General features: G+C 65.3%; 19 protein-coding genes. 3 read left to right on the forward strand and 16 right to left on the reverse strand.

Annotated elements, in window-relative coordinates; translation table 11 throughout:
- The first annotated feature begins 83 nt into the window (after window positions 1–83).
- Window positions 84–485: a winged helix-turn-helix transcriptional regulator gene (locus tag LQG66_RS12595; protein ID WP_231326536.1), complete on the forward strand. Its 402-nt coding sequence runs from the start codon at window positions 84–86 to the stop codon at window positions 483–485.
- 20 nt (window positions 486–505) lie between these two features.
- Here LQG66_RS12595 and LQG66_RS12600 read toward each other — a convergent pair whose 3' ends face one another.
- The 11 genes from LQG66_RS12600 to LQG66_RS12650 all read right to left on the reverse strand — a co-directional run bounded on the left by LQG66_RS12600 (window position 506) and on the right by LQG66_RS12650 (window position 11439).
- The gene (locus LQG66_RS12600; protein ID WP_231326537.1) at window positions 506–2002 is read right to left on the reverse strand and encodes an AMP nucleosidase; all 1497 of its coding nucleotides are present in this window, start codon (window positions 2000–2002) and stop codon (window positions 506–508) included.
- Window positions 2003–2122: 120 nt separating this feature from the next.
- Entirely contained in the window at window positions 2123–3082 is a 960-nt protein-coding gene (locus LQG66_RS12605) for a Gfo/Idh/MocA family oxidoreductase (protein WP_231326538.1), read from the reverse strand.
- A gap of 1 nt (window position 3083) precedes the next feature.
- A complete protein-coding gene (locus tag LQG66_RS12610; protein WP_231326539.1) occupies window positions 3084–3947 on the reverse strand; it encodes a class III extradiol dioxygenase subunit beta in 864 nt (287 codons plus the stop codon).
- Window positions 3948–4337: a protocatechuate 4,5-dioxygenase subunit alpha gene (gene ligA, locus LQG66_RS12615; RefSeq protein ID WP_231326540.1), complete on the reverse strand. Its 390-nt coding sequence runs from the start codon at window positions 4335–4337 to the stop codon at window positions 3948–3950.
- A gap of 12 nt (window positions 4338–4349) precedes the next feature.
- Window positions 4350–5264 carry an amidohydrolase family protein gene (locus tag LQG66_RS12620; RefSeq protein ID WP_231326541.1) on the reverse strand — a complete coding sequence of 305 codons (915 nt, stop codon included), beginning with the start codon at window positions 5262–5264 and terminating at the stop codon, window positions 4350–4352.
- Between the two features lie 8 nt (window positions 5265–5272).
- Window positions 5273–6196, reverse strand: coding sequence for an NAD(P)-dependent oxidoreductase (locus tag LQG66_RS12625; protein WP_231326542.1), 924 nt, complete (start codon window positions 6194–6196; stop codon window positions 5273–5275).
- Window positions 6197–6201: 5 nt separating this feature from the next.
- Window positions 6202–6897, reverse strand: coding sequence for a 4-carboxy-4-hydroxy-2-oxoadipate aldolase/oxaloacetate decarboxylase (gene ligK / locus LQG66_RS12630; RefSeq protein WP_231326543.1), 696 nt, complete (start codon window positions 6895–6897; stop codon window positions 6202–6204).
- A 15-nt stretch (window positions 6898–6912) separates the two neighbouring features.
- On the reverse strand, window positions 6913–7938 hold the full coding sequence (locus LQG66_RS12635) for an amidohydrolase family protein (protein WP_231326544.1): 1026 nt from the start codon (window positions 7936–7938) through the stop codon (window positions 6913–6915).
- A gap of 51 nt (window positions 7939–7989) precedes the next feature.
- The gene (locus LQG66_RS12640) at window positions 7990–9366 is read right to left on the reverse strand and encodes an MFS transporter (RefSeq protein WP_231326545.1); all 1377 of its coding nucleotides are present in this window, start codon (window positions 9364–9366) and stop codon (window positions 7990–7992) included.
- Window positions 9367–9835: 469 nt separating this feature from the next.
- Window positions 9836–10735: a LysR family transcriptional regulator gene (locus LQG66_RS12645; RefSeq protein WP_231326546.1), complete on the reverse strand. Its 900-nt coding sequence runs from the start codon at window positions 10733–10735 to the stop codon at window positions 9836–9838.
- 248 nt (window positions 10736–10983) lie between these two features.
- A complete protein-coding gene (locus tag LQG66_RS12650; protein WP_231326547.1) occupies window positions 10984–11439 on the reverse strand; it encodes a TspO/MBR family protein in 456 nt (151 codons plus the stop codon).
- Window positions 11440–11665: 226 nt separating this feature from the next.
- Between LQG66_RS12650 and LQG66_RS12655 the strand changes: the two genes are divergently transcribed.
- Complete coding sequence (locus LQG66_RS12655) at window positions 11666–12622, forward strand: AAA family ATPase (protein WP_231326548.1); 957 nt, start codon at window positions 11666–11668, stop codon at window positions 12620–12622.
- Window positions 12623–12628: 6 nt separating this feature from the next.
- Window positions 12629–14002 carry a vWA domain-containing protein gene (locus LQG66_RS12660; RefSeq protein WP_231326549.1) on the forward strand — a complete coding sequence of 458 codons (1374 nt, stop codon included), beginning with the start codon at window positions 12629–12631 and terminating at the stop codon, window positions 14000–14002.
- 26 nt (window positions 14003–14028) lie between these two features.
- On the opposite strand, the gene LQG66_RS12665 is transcribed toward LQG66_RS12660, so the two are convergent.
- From LQG66_RS12665 to LQG66_RS12685, 5 genes are all read right to left on the reverse strand, one after another.
- Window positions 14029–15054, reverse strand: coding sequence for an alpha/beta hydrolase family protein (locus tag LQG66_RS12665; protein WP_231326550.1), 1026 nt, complete (start codon window positions 15052–15054; stop codon window positions 14029–14031).
- Between the two features lie 265 nt (window positions 15055–15319).
- Window positions 15320–15985, reverse strand: a complete 666-nt coding sequence (locus LQG66_RS12670) for a hypothetical protein (RefSeq protein ID WP_231326551.1) — start codon at window positions 15983–15985, stop codon at window positions 15320–15322.
- A gap of 249 nt (window positions 15986–16234) precedes the next feature.
- On the reverse strand, window positions 16235–16507 hold the full coding sequence (locus tag LQG66_RS12675; protein ID WP_231326552.1) for a hypothetical protein: 273 nt from the start codon (window positions 16505–16507) through the stop codon (window positions 16235–16237).
- 784 nt (window positions 16508–17291) lie between these two features.
- A complete protein-coding gene (locus LQG66_RS12680) occupies window positions 17292–17582 on the reverse strand; it encodes a hypothetical protein (protein ID WP_425601310.1) in 291 nt (96 codons plus the stop codon).
- 30 nt (window positions 17583–17612) lie between these two features.
- A complete protein-coding gene (locus LQG66_RS12685; protein ID WP_231326553.1) occupies window positions 17613–18056 on the reverse strand; it encodes a RidA family protein in 444 nt (147 codons plus the stop codon).
- Window positions 18057–18065: the final 9 nt, after the last annotated feature.

The following is an 18065-nucleotide window of genomic DNA, read 5'->3' on the forward strand; positions in this document are numbered from 1 at the left end:
CGGAACCATCCAAGTATACTTCGTAAACCTGCTGTCAATAAGGCACCCGAAGTCGCTCAGGTATATTCGAGGACACCGCGCCCATGACCACACTTTCGGAAGCGGATCACACACCGCCCCGCTGCAAACCGCAGCACTTCTCGTCGGAATGCCCGAGCCGGGTACTGATCGACCAGATCGCCGACAAATGGTCGATGATGGTGCTGGCCGTGCTCGATTCCGGACCGCTGCGCTTCAACGTGATCAAGAAGCAGCTCGAGGGCGTCACCCAGAAGGCGTTGACGCAGTGCCTGCGCCGGCTGGAGCGCAACGGGTTGGTGTCGCGCCAAGTGATCGCGGATGCACCGGTCGCGGTGCAATACGAGATCACACCGCTTGGGCGCACGCTGCAGCCGCCGTTCCGCGCGCTCTATGCCTGGACCATCGCCAAGATGCCCGAGGTCGAGCTGGCCCGTCAGGCGTTCGACGAGCGCCGGGGGCGTTGAGCGGCTGCTCGCTCGCGCGGCTACTGAAACGCCACCTCGGCAAAGCTGCGCAGCTTGCGCGAATGCAGCCGCTCCGACTCCTGGTGCTTCAGAAGCTCCAGCGCCTTGAGACCGATCTGGAGATGCTGGCCGACGCGCTGGCGGTAGAAGTCGCCGGCCATGCCCGCGAGCTTGATCTCGCCGTGCAGCGGCTTGTCGGAGACGCAGAGCAAGGTGCCGTAGGGCACGCGAAAGCGATAACCGTTGGCCGCGATCGTGGCCGACTCCATATCGAGCGCAATCGCGCGCGACTGCGACAGCCGCCGGATCACCGCCGGCCCGCTGATCTCCCAGTTGCGGTTGTCGACGCTCGCGACCGTGCCGGTCCGCATCAGCCGCTTCAGTTCGAAGCCGGAATAGCCGGTGACCGCTTCCACGGCCTCCTCCAGCGCCACCTGCACCTCCGCCAGCGCCGGGATCGGCACCCAGGGCGGCAGCTCCTGGTCGAGCACATGATCCTCGCGGACATAGCCGTGGGCAAGCACGTAGTCGCCGAGCCGCTGCGTATTGCGGAGACCCGCACAGTGGCCGACCATGAGCCAGGCATGCGGCCGCAGCACGGCGATGTGGTCAGTAACGTTGCGGGCGTTGGACGGGCCGGTGCCGATATTGATCAGGGTGATGCCCTGGTGACCCGGCTCGACGAGATGAAACGCCGGCATCTGCGGCGTGCGCGCAGGCGCCGTGCCTGTTGTGCCGCCGCCGAGGCGCGCATTGCGCGTGATGACGTTGCCCGGCTCGACGAAGGCCTCGGGTCCAATCTGCCCGGACGCGAGCTGCTGCCGGCCCCAGTCAGCAAAGGCGTCGACATAGAACTGATAGTTCGTGAAGATGACGAAGTTCTGGAAATGGTCCGGGTCGGTGCCCGTATAGTGATAGAGCCGGCGCAACGAGTAGTCGACGCGCGCGGCGCGAAACAGCGACAGCGGCTCGGACGCGCCTGGTCGCAATTCGAGCGTGCCGTCGGCAATGGCGTCGTCCATCGCCGAAAGATCCGGCGCGTCGAACACGTCGCGCAGCGAGCGCGTCACCAGCGGGCTCTCGTGATGCGGCAGCGCCGTCTCGATGTTGATGTCGCGCCGATAGGCGAAATGGATCGGGATCGGCTCGGACGACTCGCCGATCTCGACCGGAACGCCGTGATTTTCGATCAGCAGACGGATCTGCTCGGTCAGGTACGACCGGAACAGATCCGGCCGCGTCACGCTGGTCTCGTGCACACCAGGCCCCGCGACGAAGCCATAAGCGAGACGCGAGTCGAGCCGGGCGTGGCTCGCCGTCGTGAGGCGCACGAACGGATAGGTCGCCCGGATCCGGGCCGCCGGCACCACGCCGTTGGCATAGGCCTCGAAATGACCGCGCAGGAACGCGGTGTTGCGCTCGTAGATCTCTTCGAGGCGCGCCACCGCGGCAGCCGCGTCGGTGAATGTTTCGGTCGGGACAGGTTGCGGCGATTGAACGGACAAGAGCGACCCCATGTTGCTGGAGCCGATGGTAAGCGAAGCCGCAGCTCCTGCGCAACGCTCGTCAGCGGGCCGCCCGCCGGAGGTCCCCTCCCCGCGCTGATCCGCGCGAGGAGGGCCATGTCTCAGCCCTCGTCAGCCCTTGGCGAGCTGCTCGTCGAGATCGTGCAGCACCTGGTAGCAGGGCAGCACCTGGGCGACGGAGGCGTTGGGCTCGCGGCCCTCGTGGATGGCGGCGAAGAACTCGCGGTCCTGCAGCTCGATGCCGTTCATGGAGACGTCGACCTTCGACACGTCGATCTTCTCTTCCTTGCCGTTCACCAGATCGTCGTAGCGGGCGATGTAGGTGCCGGTGTCGCCGATGTAGCGGAAGAAAGTTCCGAGCGGGCCGTCATTGTTGAACGACAGCGACAAGGTGCAGATCGCGCCATTGGCGGCCTTCAGCTGGATCGACATGTCCATGGCGATGCCGAGATTTGGGTGGATCGGTCCCTGCACCGCATTGGCCTTCACGATCGGCGAGCCCGCCTGATAGGCGAACAGGTCGACCGTGTGCGCGGCGTGGTGCCACAACAGATGGTCGGTCCAGCTGCGCGGCTGGCCCAGCGCGTTCATGTTGGTGCGGCGGAAGAAGTAGGTCTGTACATCCATCTGCTGGATGTGGAACTCGCCGGCCTTGATCTTCTTGTGCACGAATTGATGGCTGGGGTTGAAGCGACGGGTGTGGCCGCACATCGCGACCAGCCCGGTCTCCTTCTGCAGCTCGACCACCTGCTGCGCATCCTTCAGCGAGTCCGCGAGCGGAATCTCGACCTGGACATGCTTGCCGGCCTTGAGACAGTCGATCGCCTGCGCCGCATGCATCTGCGTCGGCGTGCACAGGATCACCGCGTCGACCTCCGGCAGCTTGAGGCTGTCGGCAAGCTCGGTCGAGACGTGCTTGATGCCGTATTTGTCGGCGACTTCCTTGGTCTGGTCGAAACGACGCCCGACCAGCGACACCACCTCGACGCCGTCGATGTTCTTGATGCCGTCGAGATGCTTGATGCCGAAGGCGCCGGCGCCGGCAAGCGCGACCTTGATGGTCTTGGCCATATCAGTTGTTCTCCAGGATCAGATGGCCGACCGCAGTGTTGCTGGCCGGCACATGATAGAAGCGGTGACGCACGGTCGGCGCGTTGCCCTTCTTCGTTTCGTTCACGTCGCTCATGGCGCCGCGCGCGATCAGCCACATCACGAGCTCGATGCCCTCGCTGCCGGCCTCGCGCACGTAATCGATGTGCGGCACCTTCGACAGCCCGTCCGGATCGTTAATGAGCTTGTCCAGGAACGCATTGTCCCATTCGCGATTGATCAGGCCGGCACGAGGACCCTGCAGCTGATGGCTCATGCCACCGGTGCCCCAGATCTGCACGTTGAGCGGCTCGTCATAGCTCTCGATCGCCTTGCGGATCGCCTTGCCGAGCATGAAGCAGCGACGGCCCGACGGCACCGGATACTGCACGACATTGACCGCGAACGGGATCACCGGGCACGGCCAGGCATCGACCTGGCCGAACACCAGGCTGAGCGGCACGGTGAGGCCGTGGTCGACGTCCATCTTGTTGACGATGGTGAGATCGAAATCGTCCTGGATCACCGACTGCGCGATATGCGCGGCGAGCTTCGGATGCCCGATCACCTTCGGCACCGGGCGCGGGCCCCAGCCCTCGTCGGCCGGCTGATATTCGGCCGCGGTGCCGATCGCGAAGGTGGGAATCATGTCCAGGCTGAAGGCGGTCGCGTGGTCGTTGAAGACCAGGAACACGACGTCGGGCTTCTGCTCCTTCTCCCACTGCTTGGCGAAGTCGTAGCCGGCGAACACCGGCTTCCAATAGTCCTCGCCGGTCTTGCCGAGGTCGAGCGCGGCGCCGATCGCCGGCACGTGCGAGGTGAAGACGCTTGCGGAGATCTGGGCCATTTACTTCTTCTCCCCGGTGTAGCGGTTGCCCTCGACCGAGCGGCCGCCCTTCACCATCATGTCGCGGTATTGTTCTTCGGTCATGCCGGTCATGCTGCCGGCCATCTGCTGAAAACTCTTGCCGTCGGTCGCGCCGATCTTGGCCAGGAAGTAGATGTTGCCGCCGAGCGAAATGCAGCGGTTGAGGTCGCGGTCCAGCACCGCCTGCTTCTGCTCCTCGCTCATCGGCCATTCGTCGAGATAGGCGCGCTCATTGGCCTTGAAGCGGGCGCGGTTCTCGGCCTTCATCAGCGACATGCAGAACTGGTTGAGGTGATAGCCCATCCGCGACATGTCCGCGTCGAAGATGGTCGTGCCGGGAACGTCGGTATAGGGTTTATCGAGCGACATCGCTTCCCTCCTTCAGGATTCTTCGGGCCAGTAAAGCCGCATCGGATTGTCGACCAAGAGCTTCCGCTGCAGCTCCGGCGTGACAGCGATATGCGGAATGAAATCGACCAGGAGGCCGTCGTCGGGCATGTGGTCCTTCAGGTTCGGATGCGGCCAGTCGGTGCCCCACAGCACGCGATCCGGGAAGGTCTCGACGATGCGCTTGGCAAACGGCACCACGTCGCGATAGGCGTTCTGCTCGCCGTTCAGCGCCCGCGGGCCGGCGACCGACAGCCGCTCCGGGCAGCTCACCTTGGACCAGACGTTCTTGTGCTCGCGCATGAACTTCACAAACAGCTCGAACTCCGGCCCGTCGACCGGCTTGGTGACGTCGGGACGCCCCATGTGGTCGACCACCACGGTGGTCGGCAGCGACGTGAAGAAGTCCCACAACTCCGGCAGATCAACGGCTTCGAAATAGATCACGACGTGCCAGCCGAGCTTGTTGATGCGGTTGGCGATCTCGATCAGCTCGTCCTTGGGCGTGAAGTCGACCAGGCGCTTGACGAAGTTGAAGCGGACGCCGCGGACGCCGGCATCGTGCATCGCCTGCAGCTCGGCATCGCCGACGCTGCGCTTCACCGTGGCGACGCCGCGAGCCTTGCCATTGGAATGCACGAGCGCATCGACCATGGCGCGGTTGTCGGCCCCATGACACGTCGCCTGCACCACGACGTTCCGGGCGAAGCCGAGATGGTCGCGCAGCGCATAGAGCTGCTGCTTGGAGGCGTCGCAGGGCGTGTACTTCCGCTCGGGCACATAAGGGAATTCGGCGCCGGGGCCGAACACGTGGCAATGCGCATCGACTGATCCGGCCGGCACCTTGAAGCGCGGCTTCGACGGGCCGTCGTACCAGTCGAGCCACCCGGGGGTCTTCTGGAACTCCATGAGGTTCCCTACTCCTTGGACTTGATCTTGTTGAGAATGCGGTCGGCCTCGGTACGCCAGTCCGGGCTGCGTGCGAAGTCCTTGGCTCCGCGCGTGCCGAACAGGCCGTCATCGGCGAGGTCGGCGACCCAGGCCTGGCGCTCGGCGGTGCCTTGCGCCGACCACGGCGTGAGCCCGATGTCGCGCACGGTCTCGGCGACCTCCCTCACCTCCTCGGCGCGGCGGCGGCCATGCTCGATCACGCGCTGAAAGAAATAGGCGCCCTGCTTCTCCCAGTCGATGCCGGGAAACGTTTCTTTCAGCGACGCCAGCACGGCGTCCTCGACGCCATAGGCACGCGCGGTGGTGAAGCTCTCGATCACCATCGCCTCGAGGCCCTTGATCATGATGCTGCGGCACATCTTGGTCGCCGAGGCGACGCCGAGCTTGTCGCTGGCGGGCTTGGCGGCAAAGCCGAGCTCGTTGAGCAGCGGCGCCAGCTCGCGGGCACCGGCGCCGCCGAGCAGCAGCGGCACCTTGATGCGATAGGGTGGCACCGAGGTCATCACGGCACCCTCGACATAGCGCCCGCCGGCGCCGTCGACCAGATCAGCGGCGCGTTGCTTGGCACCGGGCGAGGCCGAGTTGAAGTCGAGGAACCAGGCACCCGGCTTGATGGTCACAGCGCAGGCCTCCGCCACCGCCACGTCCTGGCTCGCGGTGACGGCAGAGACGATGAAGTCGGCCTGGGCCGCCAATTCGGCATGGGAGGCTGCGAGCGTCACGCCGATTTCAGCGGCGTGGCTGCGCATCGCGTCGCCCCTGGCGTCCGCCAGCTTCACGTCATAGGCCGAGACACGCACGCCGTCCTTGCGCAGATCCTCGGCGAGGATCTTGCTGACCTCGCCATAGCCGATCAGCCCGACATGCCACTGGTTGGACGCCAAGGTCATTGCGCTCAATCGATGTATTTGAGCCCGGCCTTCGCCAGCGGCTCGCGCATCTTGTACATATCGAGACCGAGCACGCCCGACGCCAGCTTCTCGCGCTTGTCGGCCTCGTTGGCCTCGCGCGCGGCGGCGGCTTCAGCGGCCTGGTGTGCGACAGCGGCCGGCACCACGACGATGCCGTCGACATCAGCGACGATCACGTCGCCAGGATTGACGGCAACGCCCGCGCAGACGATCGGGATGTTGACCGAGCCGAGCGTGGCCTTGACCGTGCCGCGTGCGCTGATGGCGCGCGAGAATACCGGGAATTGCATCTCGGTCAGGTCAGCGACGTCGCGCACACCGCCGTCGATGACCAGGCCCTTGGCACCGCGGGCGCGAAAACTGGTCGCCAGCAGATCGCCGAAGAAGCCGTCGGTATTCTCGACCGTGCAGGCCGCGACGACGACGTCGCCGGGCTGGATCTGCTCGGCCGCGACGTGCAGCATCCAATTGTCGCCGGGCTGCAGCAGCACGGTGACGGCCGTGCCGCACATCTTGGCGGTCGGATAGATCGGCCTCATGTAGCACTGCATCAGGCCGACGCGGCCCATCGCCTCGTGGATGGTGGCGACGCCGAACTTGGACAGCTTCTCCACCGCCGCCTTGTCGGCGCGGGTGATGGTCTTCTTGACGATGCCGAGATTGTTCATGGGTGTGCTCATCTCGCTGGTCCTAGTTCACTTGCCTTGGGCCTTCAACGCGGCGTCGAGCCGCGGGAACACGCGCCGCGCATTGCCTTCGTAAATCTGGTGGCGCTGCTCGGGCGTCAGCTTGGCCGCCTCGATGTAGCGCTTGGTGTCGTCATAGTAGAAGCCGGTCTCGGGATCGATCCCTCGGACGGCGCCGATCATCTCGCTCGCGAACAGGATGTTGTCGATCGGGATCACGCCGGTCAGCAGGTCGATGCCGGGCTGATGATAGACGCAGGTATCGAAGAAAATGTTGTTGAGCAGATGATCCTTCAACAGCGGCTTCTTCAGTTCCTGGGCGAGGCCGCGGAACCGGCCCCAGTGATACGGCACCGCACCGCCGCCATGGGGAATCAGGAACTTCAGGGTCGGGAAGTCCTTGAACAAGTCCGAGGTCAGGCACTGCATGAACGCCGTGGTGTCGGCGTTGAGATAATGCGCGCCGGTGGTGTGGAAACAGGCGTTGCAGCTGGTCGAGACGTGGATCATCGCGGGGATGTCGAGCTCGACCATCTTCTCGTAGATCGGATACCAGTGCCGGTCCGACAGCGGCGGCGAGGTCCAGTGGCCGCCGGACGGGTCTGGGTTCAGATTGATGCCGACGAAGCCGTACTCGTTGATGCACTTCTCGAGCTCGGGAATGCAGGTCTTGGGGTCGACGCCGGGCGATTGCGGCAGCATCGCGACGCCGATGAAATTGTCCGGGAACAGCTTGCTGACGCGATAGCACAGCTCGTTGCAGATCGCGGCCCAGGTCGAGGACACCTGGAAGTCGCCGATGTGGTGCGCCATGAAGCTGGCGCGCGGCGAGAACACGGTGAGGTCGCTGCCGCGCTCCTTCATCTTCTTGAGCTGGTTGCTCTCGATGCTCTCGCGCAACTCGTCGTCGCTGATCGAAAGCTCGGACGCCTTCGGCATCACGGAGGGATCCTTGATGCCCGCGATCTGCCGGTTGCGCCAGTCTTCGAGCGCCTTCGGAGCCGTCGTGTAATGGCCGTGCACGTCGATGATCACGTCAGTCTCTCCCTCAAGCTTCTCTATCGTCCGTGGCGCCGCGCGCGCCGCTCAATGCGCCACTACGGGGGCGCCGACATCCTTGCCGCTGGCACGGCCCGTGGGTCCCACGGCCTGCTTTACCACAAGGGCGAGCGCCGCGATCAAGCCGGGAACCGCGATCACGGTGAAAATCTCGCTGAAGGTCAGGTGCCGCGCGGTCAGTTCGGCGACCAGGAAGGAGCCGGCAATACCGCCGAAGCGGCCGATGCCCATCATCCAGGCAACGCCGGTGGCGCGGCCCTGGGTCGGATAGAACGCGGCAGCCAGCGCCGGCAGCGACGACTGCGCCGTGTTCATGACGACGCCGGCGACGAACACGATCACCACCAGCAAGCCGATGTTGCCGACCGCCTGGCCGATCAGGAAGATCGTCACCGCGGTCAGGGCATAGCCGACCGCCACGATGCGGTTGGCGTTGAAGCGGTCCATCAGCAGGCCGAACAACACCGCGCCGACGCCGCCGAGCGGGAACAGCGCCGAGATCAGGGTCGCGGTCTGCGGGTTGAGCCCGACATCCTTGAACAGGACCGGCATCCAGTTGATCAGCGAATAGAAGATCACGAGCCCCATGAAATAGGTGACCCACAGCATCAGCGAGCCGATGCGCAGCACCGGCGACAGCACCATGCCGATGCCGGTCGCGTTGACGCGGCGGGTGGTCTCGGCATGCTCCGGCTCCAGCATCACGAACTGGCCAACGTCGGACGCGGCATTCGAGATCCTGCGCATCACCTTGCGGACGCGCTCGACGGTGGCGCCGCGCGACAGCAGATAGTGCACGGACTCCGGCAGGATTGCGACCAGCAGCACGGTCAGCACCAGCGGCGTCACGCCGCCAAGCACCAGCACGCTACGCCAACCCCATTGCGGGATCATCCAGGCGGCGAGGAAGCCGCCGCACGCAGCCCCCAGCGGAAAGCCGCAGAACATCAGATTGGTCATGGTGGCGCGCAAACGGCCCGGGCAGTACTCGCTGAGCAGGGTCACGGCGTTGGGCATGGCAGCTCCAAGCCCGATGCCGGTGACGCAGCGGAGCACCGTGAGCTCGGTCAGATTGGTCGCGAACGCCGAGGCCAGGCAGGCGATGCCGAAGATCAGGACCGAGCCGACCAGCACCAGCTTGCGGCCGAGACGATCGGCCACCGGTCCCGCGAACAGCGCGCCGGCAGCAAGGCCGAACAGCGCCGCGCTCAGCACCGGCCCGAGCGCCGATTTCTCGATCCCCCATTCCTTCAGCAGCGACGGCGCGATGAAGCCGATCGCCGCAGTGTCGAAGCCGTCGAGCAGCACGATGACGAAGCCGAGCGCGAAGATCAGCCACTGGAAGGCGGAGAACTTGTGGTCGTCGAGAAAGGCCTGGACGTCGACACGGCCGGTCGTTTGCATCGCTTCTGCTTTCCTTGGGGGCTGTTCTTGTGCTCACCGAGTTCCACGGGGCGCGCTCCACGCGCGATCGGCCCTGCTCCTTCGGCGGATTGACGGGAGTTGTGACCGAGCGCGACCACGCGCGCCAGCGCCGGCCGGCTTCTATCAGCTATTCCAAAACGGCATAAGATATCAAATGAGCCATGCTGATTTTAGAATGGGTCTGAAATGGTTTTGGGACGCGCGTTCGGCTCGCTCGGTGCACCTCGCCCCGCTTGCGGGGAGAGGTCGGATGGCATCGACAGATGCCATCCGGGTGAGGGGGTACAGGTCTAATGGCACGCACCACCCGTGCGGCTGCCCCTCACCCCAACCCTCTCAGCGCGAGCGAAGCTCGTCGCGGCCCCGTAAGAACCGGGAGAGGGAGCGCACCGTCAGCGCCGCAAGATCTCGGATGAAACGGCCACATAGTCGTGCCGGCGATCCGCGACTACCGCGGCAGCTTGCGGATCAGCGCCGAGGCCAGCTTCATCGTGTGCTGCGCCAAGGGCGTCGGCCGCTTGTGCGCTGACGTGACGAGGCACAGCACGCTGGTCGGCGCGGGCTCGGTCAGCGGCCGGATCGCGAGCTCGCCGGCGCGGCCTGAGGCGGCGACGCCGCTCGGCGTCAGCACGGCGTGGCCATAGCCGGCGCAGACGAGATCGATGATCGAGGGCACGCTCGACACCTCCCAGGCAATGTCGAGCCGGATGCCGGCGAGCGCGGCCTGCGTCTCCAGCAGGCGCCGCATCGCATGCACCCGCTCCGGCATGATCAGCTTGTAGCGCGACAGCTCGGCCATTGGCAGCGGCGCGGTGACGCGGCGCTTGCCCTTCGGCGCGTGGCTGACCAGCGCCAAGGGCTCCTGCAGCACCGGCGTGATCTCGATACCGGCCTGGGCTTCGGGATTATAGACCATGCCGACGTCGATGCGGCCGCTGGTGATCCATTCGACGACATGCGTGGACAGGCCCTCGACGACCGCGAGCCGCGCGGCCGGAAACTCCTTGCGGAAGCGCTCGATCAGCGGCAGCGTCAGCTGGCGCGCAATGCTCGGCGGCAGGCCGATGGTGACGCGGCCGACCGGCGCATCGCGGCTGGCGCCGAGATCTTCGCGCGCATGCGCCACCAGCTGCAGCACGCCGACGCTGTGGTCGAACAGGCGCTTGCCGGCCTCCGTCAGCGCCACGCCGCGGCCGTTGCGCGCGAACAGTTGCTGCTTCAGCTCGGATTCCAGCGCCCGCACCTGGCGCGACAGCGCCGGCTGCGCCACGTCGAGCACGGATGCCGCCTTGCTGAACGAGCCGAGCTCGGCGACCTGCACGAAATATTCGAGCTGCCTGAGGTTCATGGGCGGGCGCCCCCTCGATCAGGCGTGATCGTGCGCGGCTGCCTGCCCCACCCCCCACTGTCGTCCCTGCGAACGCAGGGACCCATAGCCACCGGCCCTTGTTGTCGACAAAGGAAGGTGATGCAGAGTCTTTTCCCACAATCGGCCGTCCGCGGTATGGGTCCCGGCGTGCGCCGGGACGACAGCGGAATATGAGGCTGCGTCGCGCACAACGGTTTCCAGCATCGCCCCATCAACACCGCCTCATCTCAATTCAGCAGATTCAGCGACAGGTTCAGCACCGACGCGAACGCGACCCAGCAGGCATAGGGCACGAACAGCAGCGCCGCGATCCGGTCTGCGCGCCATTGCAGCACGATGAAGGTCACGATCAGCACGAACATGCTGACGATGATGCCAAGCGCCACCCACATCAGATGCGCGGTGAAGAACACCGGAGACCAGGCGAAGTTCAGCAGCAATTGCCCCCACCACACCTGCATCACGGCACCGCTTTCGACGCGCTCATAGGTGCGCCAGCCGGCCACCGCCACCAGGATGTAGAGCACGGTCCAGGCGATCGGAAACAGCCAGTTCGGCGGATTGAACGGCGGCTTGATCAGCGAGCCGTACCAGGCGCCCGGCAGGTTGGAGGCGCCGATGATCCAGCCGCCTCCGACGACCAGGACGAGGAGGACGATGAGATGCAGGATGGATCGGTTCATATTCCGCTCGGCGTAATGAGGTCAGTGGTGTCTCGGCTGGTCGGCCGGCGAGAGGCAGCCATGCCGTCCGGTACCCGCGCACGCACTGGACAAGGGTTGGCCGGGCGCGTAGCCAGGACATAACACAAAGCCAGCAAATGTCAGGGTTTTCGCCTGACGGCCACACCAGGGACCGGAACGCCGATCGCTCTCGCTTCGGATCCCGCAATCAACCGGAGTTCGACCGTTGGCTGATCCGCAGGCCCCCTCCTCAGCCGCCACCGCCATCGCAGGCGTCGAAGCCGGCCTTGCCGCGCAGGGCTATATCGCCAGCCGCCAGATCGCCACCGCCGTCTACCTGTCGCAGGCGATCGACAAGCCGATCCTGGTCGAAGGGCCGGCCGGCGTCGGCAAGACCGAGCTGGCCAAGGCCATCGCCGCCTGGCGCGGCCTGAAGATGATCCGGCTGCAATGCTATGAGGGGCTCGACGAGGCCAAGGCGCTGTACGAGTGGAAATACGCCAAGCAGCTGCTGTACACCCAGATCCTGAAGGACAAGCTCGGCGAGGTGTTGGGCGGCGCGCAGACGCTGCATGCGGCGCTCGCACAGCTGCATGATTTCGGCGACGTGTTCTTCTCCAAGGAATTCGTCGAGCCACGGCCTCTGCTGCAGGCTTTGCTCGAGCCGAACGGCTGCGTGCTCCTGATCGACGAGATCGACAAGTCGGACGCGGAGTTCGAATCGCTGCTGCTGGAGATTCTCTCCGACTTCCAGGTCACCATTCCCGAACTGGGCAGCATTGCCGCCGCCAAGCCGCCGACGGTGATCCTGACCTCCAACTCCGAGCGCAATCTCGGCGACGCCTTGAAGCGGCGCTGCCTGCATCTGCATATCGGCTTTCCCGAGCAGAAGCTGGAGGAGCGGATCGTCGAGAGCCGCGTGCCCGGCATCTCGCAGACTTTGCGGCGGCAGCTCGTCGCTTTCATCCACGACATCAGGAGTCTCGACCTGAAGAAGCAGCCCTCGGTCAGCGAGACCATCGACTGGGCGCGCGTGCTGGTGCTGCTGCAGGCGGCCGAGCTCGGCCATGAGGTGGTCAAGGACACGCTCAACGTCCTGCTGAAATACGAGTCCGACATCGAAGTGGCGCTGCCGCAGGTGACGACTTTCGTCGCCAAGGCGCAGCGCCAGCACGTGTTCTAGCTCCCGATGCGCGAGAACCTGCACCGCTTCCTTCGCGCCGCACGTGGCGCCGGGGTGCATGTCTCGCCGGCCGAGAGCATCGACGCGATGCGCGCGGTCGCGACCGTCGGCTTCGCCGATCGCATGGTGTTGCGCGACAGCCTGCTGCTGACCCTTGCCAAGAGCGAGGACGAGAAGAAGGCGCTGGGCGCCTGCTTCGACCTGTTCTTCGCCCATGCCGATCCGACGCGACAGGAGGCGGACGACGAGGCGCAGCAGGACGCTACGCAGAACGAGGCCCAGGCTGCGCCGCAATCCGCGCGAGACGGTGTCGACCAGACGAACGCCGAGCTCGGCCCCCTCGCCCAGATGCTGCTGGCGCGGAACACAGCCGACATTTCGGCCGCGATCGCCAACGCATCGAGCGCGGTGGGTCTCTCCGACATCCGCTACTTCACCCAGCGCGGGCTGTTCTCCAGCCGCATGCTGGAGGCGATGGGGATCCAGCGGCTGCGCGACGATCTGGACGCGCTGACCGAAAGCAATCCAGCGCAGGCCGAACGGCTGCAGGGGGCGCTCGACGGCCTGCGCGACACCGTGCGCGATACCGTCGCGCAGGCGCTGGCGCTGTACGGCCGCGAGGAGGCTGAGAACCTCCGCCACGAGATCCTACGCAACGCCCAGCTGTCGCGCATCGAGCCGCGCCAGGTCGCGGCGATGCGCGCCCTGATCCGGCAGATCGCCCGCCGCCTGCGCGAACGTTACAGCAAGCCGCGCAAGCGCCAGCGCCGCGGCCATCTCGACGTGCGCCGCACGATCAGGCGGAACGCTGCCTGGGGCAGCGTGCCCTTCCTCACCGCGTGGAAGCGCCGGCATCGCGATCGGCCGAAGATCGTGGCGCTGTGCGACGTCTCCGGCTCGGTCGCCCGCGTCTCGGACTTCTTCCTGCTCCTGATCCACAGCCTGCACGACGTGGTCAGCGACGTCAGGTCCTTCGCCTTCTCCGGCCATCTGATCGAGGTCAGCGAGATCCTGGAGCAGAAATCGGCCGAGGAGGCGATGGCCGAGATCATGGACAAGGTCGGCTTCGGTTCGTCGGACTACGGCAGCTCGCTCGTCGATTTCGAAAAGCAGTTCATGGCCTCGGTCACGCCTCAGACCACCGTGATCATGCTCGGCGACGCCCGCAGCAACAACCTCGACCCGCGCGCCGACATTCTGAAGCGGATCTCCGAACGCGCCAAGCGCGTCGTCTGGCTCAATCCGGAGGGCCGCATGACCTGGGGCTGGGGGGATTCCGAGATGCCGCGCTACCAGACCTTCTGCAACGTCGTGCGCCCCTGCGCGACGGCCCAGCAGCTCGAACGCGCCGTGAGCGATATCGTGTCCGCGTATCAGTAGGCGCAGCGCCAGGCGCGATTCTCGATCTATTGGTCGTCCTGATCGGCCCGTCCCGGCAATCTGGCCAGGAACTGCAAGGCCGCGTTGCGCGTGTCGGGCGAATTCAGGATCCCGAGATGGGTGGTGGAAAGCACCGGGTCGTACTGCCCCTGCCCCACCAGGTCGATGGTGTCGGCCCCAGCGAGACCGGCGCTGGCGGTAAAGTCATGCGCATTGCCGTCCCGATCCTCGGCCGGCACGCCGGGAAGCACGCCGTCCTGCAGGCTGTTGTAGACGAAATCGGGTGTCCCCGGCTTGTTGCGGATCACCAGGTAACGTGTCGGACCGGGGGTCTCGCCCGCGGCATTCAGCACCGTGAGCAGTTGCGTGTGATCAGACCCGTACTCGTTGCAGACGGCACTGCTCGGCGTGAAGCCGCCGCCGCTCGCCAACTGATAGAAGTTGGCCGGGTTGGGCGAGCAGTCGATGATGCCGTGATTGGGGCCGTCAATGGCGACCAGCGCCCGTACCTTGCGGTAGGTATTGTCCTGCAGCATCCACTCCCGCGCCACGGTGACGCCCAGGCTGTGCGCGACGATGTCGACCCGCTTGGCTCCGGTGAAGTCGAGGACCGCCTGGACGAACTGGCGGAGCATCGGGACCGCCACTGCGGTCGTGTGCGCGACTCCAGAACGATGGGTGTTGTCCTGCGCCAGGTCGCACTGATCGCCTTGATAACCGAGCCCCCAAAGCTCGCGCGGCTGATAGCCGTGGTCGAGGAAGAACTGCGCGAACGCCTGCATACGTCCGAACGGATTGCAGGCGGTCGGGAACGGCGTATCGTTGTTGCCGTGCAGGAAGATCACCGGGACACGCGTGACCCGGCCGCTCTCCGAGCCGAAGCCGATCACGGGCTTGCCCAGATAGAAATTGCGGATCACCGGGAAGTGCGCGGGAAAGGTCGTCCCGACCTGGCCACTCGGGCTCGTCGAGTCGGCAAGTGCCGCGTCTACGGCGCAAACCTGCAGCAGCACCACAACGGCGGCTGCAAAGCGAATATGCTTGGCGAGCATCACGCCTCTCCCTCTCCGATGATCGTTCATTCGGATACGACGACGTTCGTATCCCGGTCTCGGATCCCCGATCGACCTGTCATCGGCCAGCCGCTCCGCGTGGTGCAGGAAAAGCCGCAGTCCCAACCGATCCAGCCTGGTTCAAAGCACCGCCTGAAAAGTCTATCCCGATATTCTTTCGGATTTGAGACAGCTCGGTTGCCGGCGGACAACGTTCAAGACGGTCACGGCATGCCCGGAGTTGCGGGTCTCCGGCATCGAAACGCTAACCGGCTCCGACCAGTTTTGCACCAAGCACGAAGGCCCCCGCTGCCAGGGCTGCGAGACCAGCGAGCATGCTCCAGAGCTGCGCCGGGCGCAGACCATCGATCAACTCTCGCACAGTGAGATCGGCCGGCGATCTTGCCAACGAATGATCGCCTCCCCCGACCGCAGTCGCATGGTACGCCTCCACCTTTGATTTCCAGTCCGCGAGAACGCCGTTGAATTCGTTGGTGGTCAACGCCGATGATACTGGCCTGACCCACTGCACAAACCAGTCATATCCACGCTCCAGCAGTCCTTCGCTCTTCAGCCCCGTCTCGACGAGAACCATCAGCGGAAGCCGCCGGCTGTACGCCATCGCCGCTTCGATGTGATTCCACGGCGTGGGCAGCTTGACGTCGACCAGCTGGGCTTCATGCGGGCCACCGCGTTTTTCAACACCCGACTGGAAGAACGAGCGTTCAAGGGCTATGACGACGGCGCCCTGACAGCCGTCGAGCAATTCGACGATCTTCTTCAGCGGAGCGTCGGAGCTGAAGGTGTTCCGACCTACGGTCTGCGGGACAAGCCCTTCGCTTCGCAGTCGATCTTCGACGGCACGAACGAATGCTTCCTGTTCCTCATTGGCCGTCGCGCCGACACTGACAAAGATGTGCCGAGATGCCATTCTCGCGCCTCCTGAGGCGCGCAGGTTAGCGAGAATCTCGGCGCTTGCGCAACCCCTGGTCGGCATTTCCACCTGTGGCCACACCTGCGATGTCGCGCTCTTGGATCACGGCGGAGATCGACGTCACGTCCTGCCCGCTCGCATGGACGAGCGGCATTCGCGATCGTCGGCGCCTCTGGTCAAATCCCATCGCGCCCTCGAGGTGCATCGATCAAGCGCAAGCGCCGCGCACGGATCGCGTCAGGCGTGCTATCGGCCAGGCCCCTTCTTCAGAAGGACCGCCTTTTGCGCGTCAGTGAAGCTGACACCCGACTTCTTCTCCACGACCCTGATCGCCCATGTGCGCATCGGATCATCGTCCACCCTGGCCGGCTCGCGCAGGATCGCCACGCTCATCTCCAGCATCTTCGCGTCCGCCGGATGCTCGATGCCTCCGACGCCGGCGTTCGCCATTGCCAGCACACCGACGGCAGCGCCGATGCACGCGGCCACCGCCGTCGTCGCGACCAGTTTCCAATCCACGATCCGTCCCCTTGCTTCCCACGCGCCACTGCGCTGCCACGGTCGAACAGGTTTTTGTCTGCCGCGTGGCGATCTCTGGCCTTTCGTTCGACAGCAGGCCCATCAGCGCCGTCCATGCCACGCCCGAAACCGGATCTGTGATCCCTGTGTGATTGCCCGTCGCGTTACCATGTCGCATGCATTTCGGCTTGCACCGTCGGGCAAATCACAACGATGCTTGCGCCCATCCTGCCTCGTCGAAGAGGGGCGTACGCGTCGTCACGATACGTGAGGCAGGTTGCGGTGGACGCTATTGCATCATGCGCATCTCGCGCGGACGAGTGATGCGGCGGCGTACGGTGAAGTCGTGATGTCCTGATACCCCGATGCTGGTATCACGTTCGCGACGATGCTCAGCGCATCGCGCGGATCATGGTGGCCAACAAGCCCGGCGCACCAGGGAGACCACGTATAAGCCGTCAGACCATCGCGCAGGGAAGGCCGGAATGTTCGGCCCACCTGTGGTTCCTGCCCCGTGCATTTTCTCCGCACGGGGGCCGCGGGTGTGGTGGACACCCGGCCTTCCCTGCGCCCTCGATTTCAAGAGGGTGACCGACCAGCAAAGCTCGGACGCGTCTGCGCCGCGAGATCACGCTGGCGCACGCTCGGCTTCGGTCGAGATCGCGCCTGAGCGGCGCGCCGCCCTGCTCGGCTCCAACTGTCCAAGCCCGAGAAACTCCCCGAGGAGGGACGCATGCAAGCGCACCCGCATCGTGATGACCGTGCCCGGCGTCGCCCGATCGGATCAGGCACTGACGGGCGGCGCGTGTGCATCAACGAAGCGGCGCTGATGGGCCGCGATGGCGAGATTGGCCATCCAGAGCCGGTTGCTCTGACCGCGATCGACCATGCGGGAGATCTCAGCGGTGAGGAACTTATAGGTCTTGAACTGATCGCGCACGGCGCCGGTGCGCCAGAGATAGTCGAGCGCAATGTCGTAGGCCTCGGCGGCCGCGGGCTCGCGGAAATCGTTGAAGATCAATCGTGCCATCGAGGAGAAGGCACGAAGGCGGGTCTGGTTCCTGAACCGGGACATGATCTCGCAACCTCCGTGTCGGAGTGGGCCTCAGCGCGGCACCACCGCGGTGGCCTCGATCTCCACCCGCGCCGCCTTCTCCACAAGCCGCACCACCTGCACCAGCGCCATGGCCGGATAGTGGCTACCGAAGATCTCGCGATAGATCTTGCCGAGATCCTTCAGATTCCCAAGATACTCGTCCATGTCGACGACGTACCAGGTGAGCCGCACCAGGTGCTCCGGCCGCGCATCCCCCTCGGCCAGAACAGCAGCAATGTTCTCCAGCACCTGCCGGACCTGCGCCACGAAGCCATCGGCCAGCTTCTCGTTCTGGTCCCAGCCGATGACACCACCGGTGACCACGATCCGCCCCTCGGCGCTGATGCCGTTGGCATAGCCCTTCGGCATCGGCCAGCCGCTCGGCTGCAGCACGCGCAGGCCCGCCTCATCCGGCTTCGCCATGGCGAGCGTGGGCGCTTTGGTCGTGCTCACGAGCGTCTC

The sequence above is a fragment of the Bradyrhizobium ontarionense genome, assembly GCF_021088345.1.
Classification (GTDB): domain Bacteria; phylum Pseudomonadota; class Alphaproteobacteria; order Rhizobiales; family Xanthobacteraceae; genus Bradyrhizobium; species Bradyrhizobium ontarionense.

Excerpts from the sequence above, each read along its gene's own strand:
- LQG66_RS12650 (WP_231326547.1), bottom strand. The coding sequence starts at position 11,439 with ATGAACCGATCCATCCTGCATCTCATCGTCCTCCTCGTCCTGGTCGTC.
- LQG66_RS12640 (WP_231326545.1), bottom strand. The coding sequence starts at position 9,366 with ATGCAAACGACCGGCCGTGTCGACGTCCAGGCCTTTCTCGACGACCAC.
- LQG66_RS12665 (WP_231326550.1), bottom strand. The coding sequence starts at position 15,054 with ATGCTCGCCAAGCATATTCGCTTTGCAGCCGCCGTTGTGGTGCTGCTG.
- LQG66_RS12600 (WP_231326537.1), bottom strand. The coding sequence starts at position 2,002 with ATGGGGTCGCTCTTGTCCGTTCAATCGCCGCAACCTGTCCCGACCGAA.
- LQG66_RS12610 (WP_231326539.1), bottom strand. The coding sequence starts at position 3,947 with ATGGCCCAGATCTCCGCAAGCGTCTTCACCTCGCACGTGCCGGCGATC.
- LQG66_RS12660 (WP_231326549.1), top strand. The coding sequence starts at position 12,629 with ATGCGCGAGAACCTGCACCGCTTCCTTCGCGCCGCACGTGGCGCCGGG.
- LQG66_RS12670 (WP_231326551.1), bottom strand. The coding sequence starts at position 15,985 with ATGGCATCTCGGCACATCTTTGTCAGTGTCGGCGCGACGGCCAATGAG.
- ligA (WP_231326540.1), bottom strand. The coding sequence starts at position 4,337 with ATGTCGCTCGATAAACCCTATACCGACGTTCCCGGCACGACCATCTTC.
- LQG66_RS12680 (WP_425601310.1), bottom strand. The coding sequence starts at position 17,582 with ATGTCCCGGTTCAGGAACCAGACCCGCCTTCGTGCCTTCTCCTCGATG.
- LQG66_RS12605 (WP_231326538.1), bottom strand. The coding sequence starts at position 3,082 with ATGGCCAAGACCATCAAGGTCGCGCTTGCCGGCGCCGGCGCCTTCGGC.
- ligK (WP_231326543.1), bottom strand. The coding sequence starts at position 6,897 with ATGAGCACACCCATGAACAATCTCGGCATCGTCAAGAAGACCATCACC.
- LQG66_RS12625 (WP_231326542.1), bottom strand. The coding sequence starts at position 6,196 with ATGACCTTGGCGTCCAACCAGTGGCATGTCGGGCTGATCGGCTATGGC.
- LQG66_RS12595 (WP_231326536.1), top strand. The coding sequence starts at position 84 with ATGACCACACTTTCGGAAGCGGATCACACACCGCCCCGCTGCAAACCG.
- LQG66_RS12620 (WP_231326541.1), bottom strand. The coding sequence starts at position 5,264 with ATGGAGTTCCAGAAGACCCCCGGGTGGCTCGACTGGTACGACGGCCCG.
- LQG66_RS12645 (WP_231326546.1), bottom strand. The coding sequence starts at position 10,735 with ATGAACCTCAGGCAGCTCGAATATTTCGTGCAGGTCGCCGAGCTCGGC.